Source organism: Haloferax prahovense DSM 18310 (assembly GCF_000336815.1).
Taxonomy (GTDB): Archaea; Halobacteriota; Halobacteria; order Halobacteriales; family Haloferacaceae; genus Haloferax; species Haloferax prahovense.
On sequence record NZ_AOLG01000054.1, the window covers coordinates 74,421 to 88,526 of the forward strand.

At 66.2% G+C, this 14,106-nt stretch carries 17 protein-coding genes and 1 pseudogene; 9 read left to right on the plus strand and 9 right to left on the minus strand.

The genetic code is table 11. The features are described from left to right. Nucleotides 1-6 precede the first annotated feature (6 nt). Complete coding sequence (gene rnhB, locus C457_RS16220) at nucleotides 7-654, plus strand: ribonuclease HII (protein ID WP_008096369.1); 648 nt, start codon at nucleotides 7-9, stop codon at nucleotides 652-654. A 67-nt stretch (nucleotides 655-721) separates the two neighbouring features. Here rnhB and C457_RS16225 read toward each other — a convergent pair whose 3' ends face one another. From C457_RS16225 to secF, 3 genes are all read right to left on the minus strand, one after another. Next, nucleotides 722-952 carry a DUF7511 domain-containing protein gene (locus C457_RS16225; protein ID WP_008096372.1) on the minus strand — a complete coding sequence of 77 codons (231 nt, stop codon included), beginning with the start codon at nucleotides 950-952 and terminating at the stop codon, nucleotides 722-724. Nucleotides 953-1,237: 285 nt separating this feature from the next. Beyond that, nucleotides 1,238-2,815, minus strand: a complete 1,578-nt coding sequence (gene secD / locus C457_RS16230; protein WP_008096374.1) for a preprotein translocase subunit SecD — start codon at nucleotides 2,813-2,815, stop codon at nucleotides 1,238-1,240. Further along, on the minus strand, nucleotides 2,812-3,675 hold the full coding sequence (gene secF, locus C457_RS16235) for a protein translocase subunit SecF (protein WP_049913667.1): 864 nt from the start codon (nucleotides 3,673-3,675) through the stop codon (nucleotides 2,812-2,814). The genes secD and secF overlap by 4 nt, the downstream gene beginning before the upstream one ends. A gap of 127 nt (nucleotides 3,676-3,802) precedes the next feature. Here secF and C457_RS16240 point away from each other — a divergent pair, with 127 nt between their 5' ends. After that, nucleotides 3,803-4,144, plus strand: coding sequence for a hypothetical protein (locus C457_RS16240; RefSeq protein WP_008096377.1), 342 nt, complete (start codon nucleotides 3,803-3,805; stop codon nucleotides 4,142-4,144). A 57-nt stretch (nucleotides 4,145-4,201) separates the two neighbouring features. Here the strand turns inward: C457_RS16240 and C457_RS16245 are convergent, their stop codons facing one another. Continuing rightward, nucleotides 4,202-4,711 (minus strand): DUF5812 family protein, encoded by a 510-nt coding sequence (locus tag C457_RS16245; RefSeq protein ID WP_008096379.1) that lies wholly within the window; start codon nucleotides 4,709-4,711, stop codon nucleotides 4,202-4,204. A 114-nt stretch (nucleotides 4,712-4,825) separates the two neighbouring features. On the opposite strand from C457_RS16245, the gene C457_RS16250 reads away from it, so the two are divergent. After that, complete coding sequence (locus C457_RS16250) at nucleotides 4,826-5,461, plus strand: GNAT family N-acetyltransferase (protein WP_008096381.1); 636 nt, start codon at nucleotides 4,826-4,828, stop codon at nucleotides 5,459-5,461. 127 nt (nucleotides 5,462-5,588) lie between these two features. Beyond that, entirely contained in the window at nucleotides 5,589-6,296 is a 708-nt protein-coding gene (locus C457_RS16255) for a CDP-alcohol phosphatidyltransferase family protein (protein WP_008096383.1), read from the plus strand. A gap of 33 nt (nucleotides 6,297-6,329) precedes the next feature. On the opposite strand, the gene C457_RS16260 is transcribed toward C457_RS16255, so the two are convergent. After that, nucleotides 6,330-6,863, minus strand: coding sequence for a hypothetical protein (locus C457_RS16260; protein ID WP_008096384.1), 534 nt, complete (start codon nucleotides 6,861-6,863; stop codon nucleotides 6,330-6,332). A gap of 72 nt (nucleotides 6,864-6,935) precedes the next feature. Between C457_RS16260 and C457_RS16265 the strand changes: the two genes are divergently transcribed. Together C457_RS16265 and C457_RS16270 are read left to right on the plus strand one after the other, a co-directional pair. Next, nucleotides 6,936-8,228: a hypothetical protein gene (locus tag C457_RS16265; RefSeq protein ID WP_008096385.1), complete on the plus strand. Its 1,293-nt coding sequence runs from the start codon at nucleotides 6,936-6,938 to the stop codon at nucleotides 8,226-8,228. A 329-nt stretch (nucleotides 8,229-8,557) separates the two neighbouring features. Beyond that, nucleotides 8,558-9,295, plus strand: a complete 738-nt coding sequence (locus C457_RS16270) for a CPBP family intramembrane glutamic endopeptidase (RefSeq protein WP_008096386.1) — start codon at nucleotides 8,558-8,560, stop codon at nucleotides 9,293-9,295. Nucleotides 9,296-9,334: 39 nt separating this feature from the next. On the opposite strand, the gene C457_RS16275 is transcribed toward C457_RS16270, so the two are convergent. Then, on the minus strand, nucleotides 9,335-9,793 hold the full coding sequence (locus C457_RS16275) for an NOB1 family endonuclease (protein WP_008096387.1): 459 nt from the start codon (nucleotides 9,791-9,793) through the stop codon (nucleotides 9,335-9,337). Between the two features lie 18 nt (nucleotides 9,794-9,811). Further along, nucleotides 9,812-10,057, minus strand: a complete 246-nt coding sequence (locus C457_RS16280; protein WP_008096388.1) for a PRC-barrel domain-containing protein — start codon at nucleotides 10,055-10,057, stop codon at nucleotides 9,812-9,814. A 195-nt stretch (nucleotides 10,058-10,252) separates the two neighbouring features. On the opposite strand from C457_RS16280, the gene infB reads away from it, so the two are divergent. Then, nucleotides 10,253-12,055: a translation initiation factor IF-2 gene (infB, locus tag C457_RS16285; RefSeq protein WP_049913668.1), complete on the plus strand. Its 1,803-nt coding sequence runs from the start codon at nucleotides 10,253-10,255 to the stop codon at nucleotides 12,053-12,055. Between the two features lie 73 nt (nucleotides 12,056-12,128). Further along, nucleotides 12,129-12,454: pseudogene (locus C457_RS21115) on the plus strand (hypothetical protein). A 29-nt stretch (nucleotides 12,455-12,483) separates the two neighbouring features. On the opposite strand, the gene C457_RS20700 reads toward C457_RS21115, so the two are convergent. Continuing rightward, nucleotides 12,484-12,645 (minus strand): hypothetical protein, encoded by a 162-nt coding sequence (locus C457_RS20700; protein ID WP_008096390.1) that lies wholly within the window; start codon nucleotides 12,643-12,645, stop codon nucleotides 12,484-12,486. Nucleotides 12,646-12,956: 311 nt separating this feature from the next. On the opposite strand from C457_RS20700, the gene C457_RS20230 reads away from it, so the two are divergent. Then, complete coding sequence (locus tag C457_RS20230; protein ID WP_152420039.1) at nucleotides 12,957-13,391, plus strand: hypothetical protein; 435 nt, start codon at nucleotides 12,957-12,959, stop codon at nucleotides 13,389-13,391. 270 nt (nucleotides 13,392-13,661) lie between these two features. Here C457_RS20230 and C457_RS16290 read toward each other — a convergent pair whose 3' ends face one another. Beyond that, a complete protein-coding gene (locus C457_RS16290) occupies nucleotides 13,662-14,045 on the minus strand; it encodes a DUF5811 family protein (RefSeq protein ID WP_004976300.1) in 384 nt (127 codons plus the stop codon). Nucleotides 14,046-14,106 lie beyond the last annotated feature (61 nt).

Sequence of the window (14,106 nt, forward strand, 5' to 3'; positions counted from 1 at the left end):
CGAGGTATGCACATCGGCGTCGACGAAGCCGGAAAGGGACCCGTGTTGGGTCCGATGGTCGCTGCGGCGGTCCGAGGGGACCCCGACGCCCTCCCGGACGGAATCGCCGACTCGAAACGACTCGCTCCCGAGCGCCGCGAGGAACTCGCCGCGAAACTCCGTGACCGAGACGACGTGGAAGTCGGGGTCGCGTTCGTCGAACCCGAGACCATCGACGACCCCGAGACGAACATGAACCTGCTGACCGTCCGGGCGCAGGTCGAGGCCGCCGCCGAGGTCGCCGTCGACGCCGACGAACTCGTCTGCGACGCGGGCGACGTGAGCGAGTCCAGATTCGGCCGCCGCGTCCGCGAGGGGGTGGCCGAGGCGGGCGTCGAAGTCGAGGTCCACGCCCAGCACCGCGCGGACGACGAACACGCCATCGTCGGCGCGGCGAGCATCGTGGCGAAGGTCGAACGCGACCGCCGGGTCGAGGAGATTGCCGCGGCGTACGGCGAGGTCGGAAGCGGTTACCCGAGCGACGGGACGACCCGCAAGTTCCTGCGAGAGTACGTCCGCGAACACGGCATTCTCCCGGACTGCGCGCGGAAGTCGTGGTCGACCTGCGCCGACCTCATGGCCGCACACGAACAGTCGTCGCTGGGCGATTTCTGAGGCGTCGCGGGACCGGCGGTCGAAAAAGTGGAGGGTCGGTGGTTCGAGGGCGAGTTGCGGGGACGGCTCACCGCATCTCGGCGAGCGCGACGTACGAGCCTTCCTGCGCGGAGAGCCACGTCGTCAGCAACTCGTCTTCTGCGAGTCCTGCGGGGAAGATGGTGCACTCGTCTGGTGCGTCCTCGTACGGGGCGACGATGGCGACGAACTCCTCGTCGTCCGCGGAGGCGGAGCGTCGCGGAGCGTCCGGCCGGGTCGTCGCGTCCGTGTCGTCGCGTCGAAGTGGCGTGTCTTCCATGAGTGGAGTGCGTGCACCGTGAGTACCGACGGGCGGCGGTTGGTCGGTTGCCGGTTCGGTCAGTATTTTATAGACAGTCTATATCATTCTGTCGGCGAGTACGTCCCGATGAGGACGACCGAAACCGTCGCCGCCACCCGATTCTGACATGGGGAACGATTGAGCGGTCGGAGAGGTATCAACTGCGAGAATTTCGACGGTGGCCTGCGGGCGGGGTCGTCCGCTCGCGGCGCTGGACGCGTGACGGGCGAGTGAAAGAGAGCGTCGGTCGAAAACGGGTCGACCTCAGCGGTCCTCGGTCAGGAGGATTCGGAGGATATCACCGTACGCCGGGCGGGTGACGAGGACGCCGATGATGACGCCGAGGATGGTGAAGATGGCGAAGCCCTGCAGGTCGCCAAGCGAGAGCACGGCGAGCGGGCTCATAGCGATGATAGTCGTCGCGGCGGCCGCGCCGATGACCCAGAAGGCCCGGCGGAACCGCGACTGGAAGACCTTCCGCGACTTCACCGTGCCCTCAGCCATCACCTCGTCGGCGATGATGATGAGGTCGTCCACACCCGTCCCGATGACGGCGATGAAGCCGGCGATGACAGAGAGGTCGAGCGGGTAGCCGATGGCCGCGGCGAACCCGAGGAGGATGTACACCTCGGAGAGGCCGGTGACGATCATCGGCAGGGCGACCTGCGGTTTGCCGTAGCGGACGAAGACGACGCCAGCGACCGCGAGGACCGCGATGATACCCGTGATGAGCGAGTTGAACTTGAAGCTCTCACCCTGGCTCGGAGAGATGTACGACGAGGTGCCGCTGTCCTCGCCCGAGAGGTCGAGCTTGGCCGGCAGCGCGCCAGCGCGGAGGTTGATTGCGATTTCCTGGGCCTCGGACGTGTTGCGGGTCTGGAGCTGGAAGCTCGGCGCGCCGGCCCACTCGCCGGACCGCATGGTGTCGGCGAGCCCGCCGCTCATTCCGAAGGCGTTGACGACCTCGCCGTTGACGACGAGGAGGAGACAGCCTTCGGTCGTGTTCTGTCCGCCGTCTTCCATGTAGGTACACCGGGTCCCGCCGTTCTGGGCGAGGCCGGTCTCGACGACCGCCGACTGGAACTCCTGTGCGGGTTCGTCCCGGACGGAGACGGGGACGAAGGCCCCGCTCCCGGCCTGGGACTCCTGTGCGGTCCCGATGGAGGTGAAGTCAGCCTGCGTCAGAACGGCCTCGCGCGTCTCGTAGGTTCGCGTGCCGTTCTGCGAGACCGGGTAATAGATGTCGATTTGGACCGTCCCGCGCTCGCCGACGAGGTCGACGACGTCCGACTGGTCGCGGTTGGGGACCTCGACGAGGATGAAGTGTTCGCCCGTCGCCGTGGTCACCTGTTGGACCGTCCCGCCGGAGAGCCCGGCCTCGTTGATCTTCGACTGGAGGACGCGGACCGTCTCGGCGCGGGTCGTCTCGGTGACGCCGTCTCTGACTTCCCCGTGGGCGTAGCCCGCGGCGTCGAGCGCGGCGGCCAAGTCGTCGGTCGTGGCGTTCTCGATGGTCACTTCGACCGTGTTGGACTCCGCGCCCACACGGGCGATGACGTCTGCGGCGTCGGCACCATCCAACTGGGCGGCGACCTGTCGCTCGACGACGCGGTCGGAATCGCCCTCGAACTCGACGTCCTCGGCCGTGACGCCGACGAGCGGCGCGCGGATGCGCGTCCCGCCGTCGAGTTGGAGGCCGAACTTGAGGTTCGTCGCGCCGTCGTCATCGGCGATGGGGCCCTGGGTCTGCCCCCCGATGGTCGGCGAGAAGAGGGCGAACGTCGAGAGCAGGACGGCGACGACGAGGAAGATGACCCGCCAGTTGTCGCGGAGCGTGCTCATCGGGCCACCCCCTCGAACTTGTACCAGCGAAGGAGGGTCACGTTCAGCATGTAGGTGTTCATCAGGTCGGCGGTGAGGCCGAAGACGAGGACCGTTCCGATGGCGGCGAGCAACTGAATGCCGAACAGCGTCGCCGTGATGGTCATGACGATCATCGCCGCGATGGACGTGAGCGTCATGGTCACACCGGTGCGCATGGCGCGCGCGGTGGACTCGTAGAAGTCACCGGACCGTCGGAGGACGTGGTTGTTCAGGAGGATGTCCGAGTCCACCGAGTACCCGATAAGCATCAGGAGGGCGGCGACGGTCCCCAGCGATAGCTCGATGCCGAGGAGGTTCATCAGCGCCACCGGGATGACGATGTCGGAGAACGCCGAGATGACGACCGCGATGGAGGGGACGAACGAGCGGAACATGGCGAACACGAGGATACTCATGCCCGCGAAGGCGACCGCGAGGCCACCGAGGGCGAGCAGTTGCGTCTCGGAGCCGAAGTTAGCCGACACCGCGTCGATAGACCGGACTTCGAAGCCGGCGTCTTCGGCCTGCGTCTGGAGTTCGCTCGACGTCGCGCTCCCGGACTGGAAGGTCACGACGTACGTTCCGTCGGCCGCGACGGAACGAATCGATTCGGGCTGACTGTCGAAGGCCGCGGCGACCTCGCTTTGCGGGGCATCCGTTGCGATACGGAGTTCGGTCCCGCCGGTGAAATCAACGCCCGGGTTCACCGGCGCGCCAGTCGCGACGTACCACCCTCCGATGACCAGCAGGGCCACCGCGAGGACCGCGAGGGGGACGGCCACGAGTTGGCGATTCGTGTACCGGGTGTAGTCTACCTCCGGTACCGTAAACTCAACCATGGGTTGCGGTCCTGAGCGGTGCCGAATAAGGTTTCTTATCCGCGGACGGCCTCGGCCGTAAAACGGTCTGACGGGCGCGCGGCGAACCCGCGACAGGCCCATAATCGTTGGCCGACAATCGTGAGGTATGGCGACCGACCAGACGGCGACCCGCGTGGTCGTCTCCGTTCCCGACGAACTCAGCGCGTGGGGCCGCGACCAGCTGACCACCGACCACTTCGTGACCTACCTGCAGCGGGTCCACGAGGACGCCGCGCCGGGCGACGAGTGGGAGGAGTTCCTCGACGTGGGCTGTTGCGGCGACGCGTTGACGCTGACGCTCCGAGTGGAGAGGCTCGACCCGGCGGACGCGGCCGGAATCGGCGAGGAGACGACCGTCGAGTTCGTCGAGCGCGAGGGGAGCGTCCACGGCGGGTGGTGCGTCCAGAGCGCGGACGGCCCCGTCTCCTCGACCGGAACACAGCGGTAGTGAGAGCGAGAGCGGGAGCGAAGCAGACGAGCGAGCGGAGGGCAGAAAAGACCCGACTCAGGGCATGTAGCGGACCGCGACGACGCCCGGCTGCGAGCGGACTTCGACGCGGTTCACGTCGAGTCTGGCGGCCCGCGAGAGCAGCCCCTCGCGGTCCGAGAGGACATCGTCGACGGCCTGTTCGGTCATGTCGTCGGGAACCGAGAGGACGTGAATCTCGCCGGTGCCGGCGCGTTCCTCCCGGACGAGTTCGCCGTCGGGGTTGTCCGCGGCGATGTCGCGGGAGTTCGTCGTCGGCGACTCGGTGGAGCGCTCGACGGAGACGGTCCAGCGCGAGTCGACCTCGACGAGCTGCCACGAGACGTTCATCGGCGGGTCGGGCGCGACAGTCCCCCGGACGGCTTCGTCCTCGGAGACACCGGGGTTCGACGAGAGCGCGTGAACCTGCCCGGAGTGAACGTCCTTCAGGACGGCCGACTCCCCGTCGGCGGCGGTGACGAGAAACGTTCCCGTTCGCTCGGACTCGGTCTCGGACTCGGACTCGGACTCGGACTCGGACTCGGTCATCACCCGGTGTAAGCCACCGGGGCTTTTCCCCGTTTCGGGCGCGTTCGACCGCGTGTGCCACCTGTACCCACGGCGACGGTGGGCTTTTCTCGCGGCGCTTCGACGCGACTGACGATGCCCGCGCTCTGGCGGTTGACCCGGACCGAGACGGCCCACCGCGTCTACGACGCGCTCAAGGCTCGCGGACTCACGGCGACGCAGATGGACGAGTACGTCGCGGACGCCGACGCGGCGGACGTCGGCCGCGGCCCCCCGGCGGGCGTCGAGATTCGCGCGCTCGAACCCGAAGTGGCTCGGCGATTCGAAGCCCGCTACGACGCGTTTTCCGAGCTCAGAGGCGACGAGACGGCGGTGTGCGCGTTCGACGTCGGGAGAGGCGAGAGAGACGGCGAGGGTGGTGAGAACGGTGAAGTCGCGGACTCCGACCTCGTCGGCTACCTCTTCCTCGGTGACCCCGGCCTGACGTACCACGTCCACCCGCTGGAAACTGACGTGAGCTTTCCCGGCGGCTACGTCCGCCGGGTGTTCGTCGCGCCCGAGGCGCGGAACCGCGGCATCGCCACCGCGCTCGTCTCGCGGGCCGTCGCGGTCGCCGGCGAGCGGGGGGCCGAGACGGTTCACGCGCTCGTCGCCCGCGACAACCGACCGTCGCAGTGGACCTTCGAGAGCGTCGGCTTTCGAGTCGTCCGAACCCGGGCGTACTACCGGGCCGGACCGTTGCGACGGCGGCGCGTCAAACCCCGTTCATAGCGGTACAGAGCGCTCAGTTCCGTCCCGAGCGCTCCGTTCGGGAACGTTGATATATAGATATTTGATTTATATATACTATAGCGGTTAAATTTATACTCAATCGGTCGAGTGTGTCGGACAGACAGGCATGACGGACGAACTCAGGTCAGCACTTCGCGGGAGGCTGGACGCGGTCGACGCGCGGGCGAGCGAGGTCGTGCGCTCATCGACGGGGGAGAACATGATTTCGCGGCTCGGGGCCGCCGACTGGTTGAGTCTGGGCGCGCTCTTCTGGGCGTGGGTCGGCGCGATACTGTTCGTGTCGGGCGAGCCGAACTGGGCCATCGTGGCCGTCCTCGTCGGTTTCGCCTTCGACAAGGCCGACGGCTACTACGCCCGCAAGACCGGGACCGCCTCGGCGTTCGGCCGACAGATAGACTCCTTCATCGACATCTTCGCGTACCTCGTGTCGGCGGCGCTCCTGTACCACGTCGCGCTCGCGCCCAACCCGGTCGTGAGCGCCGTCGTCGGCTTCGTCGTCCTCACCTTCGGCGGCCTGCGACTCATCCGCCACAACAGCGAGGGCTTCGGCGACGACTCGGGGACCTCGTACTACCGCGGAACGACGGTCGTCCACACGCACCTCGTCGTGCTGGCGAACTACTTCCTCCTCCAGTTCGTCCCGCCGTGGAACGGCTGGGTCGCGGGCGCGACCATCGTGGCGGTCTGCCCGCTCATGACCTCCGACTACAAGGCGTACAAGACCGACGCGGGGCACCTCCTCGTCGGCGTCGGCGTCGTCGCCTCGGCGGTCGTCTACCGCTACCGCGACGAGTTGGCGGCGAGAGTCGGGTGAGAACGGAGTCAGGTGAGAACGAGTCGGCGACGATTATCGGAGCAGTCGGTGAATGCCGTAGATTCCGACCGCGCACGCGACCGGCGGGACGAGTCCGTAGATTGCGGGGAGGTCGTAGAGGAGTTGGACGACGGGAACGAGCGCCGAGACGGTCACGGGACCCACAGTAAACGGCTCCGCCGGCGTCTGAAGCTCCGCCGGCACCGACGCGACGAGCCCGACGTACACCGACGCCATGAACACGAATCCAGCGAGCGCGAGGCTCAGGTCGTACCGCGGCTCCGAGCCGGTTCGGCGGTGTCGCCGGGCGACGAACAGCACCGGGGCGACGAGCGGCGCGACGACGAACAGCCCCACGAGGACGTAGAACGACCGCGAGAGGGTAAGCGAGCCGCCGGGGACGCCGGCGGTCGCGCCGATGAGGACCACGAGTCCGAAGGCGACGAACAACGAGACGATACCCGTCGCGAGGGCACCGACGAGCACGTAGCACTTGAACAGCCACGACTCGCTGTGCCGGAAGGCGTACGGGAACGCGCCGACGACGCCGCCGTAGTCGTCTGCCATCGGTCGCCCTTGGGAGCGGCCGCGATTAAAGCGACCGGTGTCGTTTTGACGCCGGGCGACGCGGCATCCTGTATGCAGGTAGATCTCGGGAACGTCCTCGACACGGCGTCGGCCCACGGCGTCTCGCGCGAGGCGCTCGAACGACTCGACGGCCGCGTCGCGGCCGCCCACGACCGCATCGAACGAGGCCGAGCAGCCGGCGAGCACGGCTACGAATCGCTGAACCTCCCGAACAGCACCGACCCCGCGGCGATTCGCGACGCCGTGAGCCGGTTCGACGACCCCTCGGCGGTCGTCACCGTCGGCATCGGCGGCAGCGCCCTCGGCGCGGCCACCCTCACCGACGCCCTCGAAAGCGACGTTGACGCCTACTACCTCGACAACGTCGACCCCGAGGCCGTCGAGCGCCTCCTCGACTCGCTGGACCTCTCGTCGACCGTCGTCAACGTCGTCTCGCGGTCCGGCACGACCGCCGAGACGCTGGCGAACTTCCTCGTCGTGCAGGAAGCCATGGCCGACGCGGGCGTCGACTGGGCCGACCGGACGTTCGTCACGACCGGCGAGGAGGGCAACCTCCGCGACCTCGCCGACCAGCACGACCTCCCGTCGCTCCCCGTCCCGGACGGCGTCCCCGGCCGTTTTTCGGTGCTCTCGACGGTCGGCCTCGCCGCCGCCGCCCTCTGCGGCCACGACATCGAGGCGGTGCTAGAGGGCGCGGCCGCACAGGAAGCGCGCCTGTCGGACTCGCTTTTCGACTCGCCCGCGTACGCCTACGGCGCGGTCTCCTACGCCCTCGCCGAGCGCGGCATGCACCAGAACGCGATGATGCCTTACGCCGAGTCGCTCGAAACGTTCTCCGAGTGGTTCGCCCAGCTGTGGGCCGAGTCGCTCGGGAAGGACGGCCTCGGCCAGACGCCCCTGCGGGCGCTCGGCGCGACCGACCAGCACTCCCAGCTTCAACTGTACCGCGCCGGCCCGCGCGACAAGCTCGTGACGCTCGTCCGCGCGACCGAGCGCGAGGACGTTGCCATCCCCGAGACCGACCTCGACGGCCTCGCGTACCTCGGCGGCTCGTCGCTCGGCGAACTGCTCGACGCCGAGTTCGAGGCGACCGAGGCGAGCCTCGTCGCCGCCGACCGCCCGAACGTCCGCATCGAACTCGACCGCGTGGACGAGCACGGACTGGGCGAACTGCTCTACGCGATGGAGGCCGCCTGCGTTCTCTACGGCGAACTCGCCAGCGTGGACGCGTTCGTCCAGCCGGCGGTCGAGTGGGGCAAACGCGCCGCTCGCGGCCTGCTCGGCGGCGGCGACTTCGAGGAGGCCGACGCGGTCGAAGAGAAGTCGCGGCTGGTCGTCGAGTAGTCGGAGCGAGAGGCTCACGGCGACCACGGCCGAGAACCAGCTTTTGCGACGACCACAGAACAACCAACGAGCGACGACCACCGAACAGTCCACGGGGCGGGACTGAAAGGGGCCGCCGCGAGGGCGAACCCCGGGGCGGTGAGGACCGCAGGCCGGAGGCTGAGGACCGCGGCGGCCCGCGGGAGCCGTCGCGGCGGGGGCTTTCGAGAGGTTCCCGCAGTCCGGTTCTCCTCTCGAGACGGCGCAAACGACGCAGACTCACGTGACTTCACAGCATCACGAGAATCGACCCGAATCGGTTATCCGACCCCGTTCCGAAGGGGAGGGCAATGGCACACGACACCGCCCGCGCGTCTGCGAGCCCCGCAGACCACCTCCAAGCGTACGGTGGCATCATCATCGTCGTCGCCCTCTCGCTCATCGTCGGCGCGACGTTCGGCTCGCTCGCCGGCGGCCTCGCTCGCGGCGTGTTCCCGGGTGACTCCGCACTCATCGGCGCGATACAGAGCGCCGGACAGTTCGTCGGCTTCGGCGTCGTCGGCGCGGGCTACCTCGCCGCCCGCGACGACTGGGACCTGATTCGATTCGAGCGACCGACCGCGCGCGACGCCCTGTGGATTGCGGGCGGGTTCGTCGCCGTGATGGGCGTCTACCTCGGCGCGTCGGCGCTGATGTCCGCGCTCGGCATCCAGAGCGGCGACAGCGTCATCGCCCAGCAGGGCCGCGAGAACCCGGTGTACTTCCTGTATCTCACCGTCGTCACTATCGTCCTCGTCGGCCCGGCGGAGGAGCTCATCTTCCGGGGCATCGCCTTCGGCGAACTCCGCCGACTCTGGGGTCCCGCGCCCGCGGTCGTCCTGTCGAGTCTGGTGTTCGCGTCGATTCACGTCTGGTCGTTCTCCGGCGAGGGAGCCTTCGTCTCGCTGGGGATGGTGTTCCTCCTCGGGAGCGTCCTCGCGCTCGTCTACGAGAAAAGCGGGAACCTGCTCGTCGCCGCGCTGGTCCACGGGCTGTACAACGCGGTCCAGTTCCTCGTGAGCTACGCGCAGGCGACCGGCATGGTCTGAAAAAGAACGACGAAAAGTCGAGTCGAGCGGTCGACCGGCTTATGCCGGGTTCTTCCGCGACAGCTCCATCCCGCAGATGGGACAGCGCTCTTTGTTCTCGTCGAACTCGCGGCCGCAGCCCTGACATTGGAACTTCCAGCTCCGCTGTTCTGCGATGCCGTCTTGGGCGATGACTTCGACGCCGACGTTGAGCCGCTCGGCGACGTTCTGCATCGCGTAGTCGTCGGTGACGAGCGTCGCGTCGAGTTCGAACGCGGCGGCGATGAGGCGCGTGTCGGTCTCCGAGAGCACGTCGCGGTCGCCGGTCTCGCCCGCGGCGCGGAGCACCTTGTCCACGGTTCCCTGTCCGGGGATGTGGACGTGCATGCCCGCGCCTTCGAGCGCGTCGAACCGGAAGGCGTGCTCGCCGGTGAGTTCTTCCTTGACGAGGGGAATCGAGGCCGTCTCGTCGTCGGTGTGGTACTCGTTGATGAACGCAGAAGCGTCGAGAATCCGCATTGAGAATCTATCCTGAAACTACCGTTGGACGACGATGTAATCCTTGACCGCCTGCACGCGATTCACCGGGATTCGGAACCGACCGCGGTCGTCCTGGTCGAACGCCACGCGGCTCGGGGCGACCTGCTCGTTCGGCTGGACGAGGAGGTCGTGAAGCTCGCCCGATTTCAGATCCATCGTGATGTTGTACAGCATCCCGAGTTCCGTCCCGTCGGACCCCATGACGGCCTTTCCGGAGAGGTTCTCGGCGAGTATGTCGGCCATACACACCCCTTCCTCGCCGGTTCACATAAACGACACGGGCACGTCTGACGGGCGGCCGACGAGCGAGTCCGGACCCGAACATGAGCCGCGAGAACAGTCGACACGGCGAATCGCGGGGTCGTGCGCCCGTGACGATGGACTTAACTTGAGTCACCGACTCGATTCCGGTAAGAGCTTTCTCCGGGGCGATTCTCCATGTCCGACACTGATTCGACGTCACAATCCGATACGCTTCGCACACCCATCGTGGCCGTCCTCGGCCACGTGGACCACGGGAAGACGAGTCTTCTCGACAAGATTCGCGGCTCCGCCGTCAGCGAGGGTGAGGCAGGTGCCATCACTCAGCACATCGGCGCGACCGCGGTCCCCTTAGACACCGTCTCGCAGATGGCCGGCAGCCTGGTCAAACCCGAGGACTTCGACCTCCCGGGGCTGTTGTTCATCGACACGCCGGGCCACCACTCCTTCAGCACCCTCCGCTCTCGCGGCGGGGCGCTCGCCGACATCGCCATCCTCGTGGTCGACGTGAACGACAGTTTCCAGCCGCAGACCGAGGAGGCCATCGACATCCTCAAACGAACGGGGACGCCGTTCATCGTAGCCGCGAACAAGATAGACACGACGCCGGGCTGGAACCCCCAAGAGGGGGCCCCCATCCAGAAGACCTACGAGGAACAGTCACAGCGCGCCCGCTCGAAACTCGACGAGAAGCTGTACGAGATTATCGGCGAACTCTCCGACCGGGGCTTTTCCTCTGACTTCTACTGGCGCGTCCAGAACTTCCAGTCCAACATCGGCGTCGTCCCCGTCTCGGCGCTCACCGGCGAGGGCATTCCGGACCTGCTGGGCGTCCTGATGGGTCTCTCCCAGCGCTACATGAAAGACGAGATGGCCATCGACGTGGCCGGCCCCGGCTCCGGGACAGTCCTCGAAGTCAAGGAGGAACGCGGCTTCGGCGCGACCCTCGACGTGGTTCTCTACGACGGGACGATTCGCGCGGGCGACACCATCGTCGTCGGCGGCGCGAACAACCCTATCGTCACCGAGGTCCGCGCGCTCCTCCAGCCCCGCCCGAACGCCGAGATTCGCACCGAAAAGCGGTTCGACAAGGTCGACGAGGTCGGTGCCGCGGCCGGTGTGAAAATCGCCGCCCCCGACCTCGAAGACGCGATGGCCGGCGCGCCGGTCCGCGTCGTCGGCGACCGCGACCTCGACGAGGTCATCCGCGAGGTCGAAGCCGAACTCGCCGACATCGAGGTCACCACCGAGGAGGAGGGCGTCGTCGTCAAGGCCGACACGCTCGGGAGCCTCGAAGCGATGGCGAACGCCCTCCAAGAGGCCGAGGTCCCCATCCTTCGCGCCGAGGTCGGCGACATCGCCCCGCGCGACGTGGCCGTCGCCTCGACCGCCCGCGAGCCCGAACACAAGGTCATCCTCGGCTTCAACGTGGACGTGCTCTCGAACGCCGAGGCCGAACTCGACAAGAACGACGTGAAGCTGTTCGAAGACGACGTCATCTATCAGCTCGTCGAGGAGTACGAGGAGTACGTCGACGAGATGAAACGCGCCCAGCAGGAGACGATTCTCGACAAAATCGTCCGCCCGTGTCGCTTCCGTATCCTCCAGGACCACGTCTTCCGGCAGAACAACCCCGCCGTCGTCGGCGTCGAAATCATGTCCGGGACCATCAAGAACAACATGAACGTCGTGAAGTGGGAAGACGGCGAGCCCAACCGCGTCGGCCAGCTATCGGGCATCCAAGAGAACGGCGAGGACGTGTCGAGCGCCCGCGCCGGGTCGCGCGTCAGCGTCGCCATCGACGGTCCGACGGTCGGCCGGCAGATAGACGAGGGCGACGAACTCTGGATCGAACTCCCCGAGAAGCACGCGAAGATTCTCGAACAGGAACTCCGCGACGACATCCCCACCGACGAACTGGAGGCGCTGTCCGGCTACCTCGAAAAGCACCGCCGCCGCGACCCCTTCTGGGGGAAGTAGGCGACCCGCGGGACCGTGCCGTCCGGCGAAATAACTACTATTCACACGTTCGTACTCGTCGCCGAGTGGTATCATGCGCACACGAACACCCCATAGCGACAGCATCGTCTCGGAAGCGACGCGGTACGACGCCATCCTCGCGACACTGCCGCTCCCACTTCTCGTCGGGACGGCGGTCGGCACGCTCTCGCCGCTCCCGCTCTCACTCCTCGTCGGCGCGAGCGGCCTCGTCTCGGCGGCCGTGCTCGCCTACGGGTTGTTCGTTGCGACGCCGCGGTCGGTGACCGGTCCGGCCGGCGGGTCGGGTACGACCGCCGAGACCGACGTCACACTGGACAGCGTTACGTCTCTCGCGTCCGTGACGACGACGGTCGAAACCGCCGTCGCGGGAGCGTCTGAGCGGGGTCACTCGCACGCTCGTCTCGCGCTCAGGGTCGGTTCCACTCCCAGAACCAGTACGCCACGCCGAACAGCATCAGTCCCGCGCCGAGGGCCGACGTCGCCGGTTCCGGGAAGACAAACAGCAGGAAGCCGACGATGATGAGCGTCGTCGGGCCAATCTCGTCCGCGTAGCCGAAAAGCGAAACCATACTTCCCTTTCGACCGCCTCCGTGAAGTGTATTGTTCTCGTTGTGAACTGACGAGAGAACTCGGAGACGAGACTGCACGCGAAGCGGAGCGAGAGAACGAGCGCGGCGAGTGCCAGTCGGCAGTGACGAAAAATTGGCCCTGTTGAACCCCTCAGCAGCTGATAGTTTGTTGAAAGCGTGCTGAATACAGAGCGCAAGTCTTGCAAGGTTGAATTGTAATTCAGATTATCGAATAAGCAACCGCGTGTGAAATTTCTCAACCCAATGTGTGAACAGAACGTTTTTGAAGACTTTGTTAGTGTTCTGAAATGATGCAAGGTGTCCCTCGGCGAAAAGTCCTCCAGCTGGGTGGTGCAGCTCTCACTACGAGTCTTGCCGGGTGCACTTCTTTCTTCGAACAATCAAGTACCAGCCTCAGTCAGGTGGAAATTTTCAATCAACGACCGGAACAACATACAGCTCACTTACTTATTGAGCGTAATGACGAGATCGTGTACTGGTCTTCATTTGAATTGAAACAAGCGGCAAATCAGCAGACAGATATCACGAAGGTTGACAGCAGAGTCATCAAGGACGAGTGGCCAGACGGTTCTGCAAAGTTCGCAATTCACGTAAGACTTGACGCTCAAACATCGTGGAATTCTCTCACACTTGATGAACAAGACGAAGGGTGTCATGAGGTTTTGGCAGTTGTTGATCGTACTGACGAACCTCATGTTTCGTTTTTCTCCTCGAATGATTGTTGAAGCAATTGTAAGTAATCTCGCGGGAACGCTTCTGGACTAAATTCATCGAAGATGAGATCACTCAATCCGATGAGCCAGTTCTGACAGATTGACAGTAGAATGTTGAGGGCGTGATGAACTCACCCGCTGTCTGTGTCACGCCACACGTATCAAGCTCTGAGGGTTTCAACAGAGCCAAAAAATTGGGCCGCGGTCGGTGCCGACGAGCGTCAGCGGAGCGCTCGCGTCAGTGGCCACTCGGGCCCCGACGGCGACGGGGGTCGTTCGGGGTTACCGCGCGGCGGGCGTGAGGTCGTCGCCGACGGCGCTCATCACCTGGAACGCCGCGGTCGCGGCGAGTCCGCGGGCGACCTCGTTTCGGTCCTCGTCGGTGAGTCCGGCATCGAGTTCGTCGGCGTCCGGCGAGAAGCCGGCGCTGACGGGGTGGCCGACGGGCGGGTGGACGGCCACGGTCGCCAGCGGTCCGTTCGACCCCGTCGAGAGCTCCGAGCCGACGGCGAACCCCTCGGGGAGGTACGACTCGGTGCGCGAGACGATGCCGGCGACGGCCCGCCGGAGTGCGTCCATCTGCTCGACGGTCAGTTCTCGGTTGGCCGACGGCTGGCCGGCCCCAGCCACGCCGGGAGCGCCCGCATATGGGTTGTTCCCGTTCATCAGTCGTCTGCGATACGGGAAGGACGTGTAAAAAGCCGTCGTCGGCGGTGATGTGGCGAGC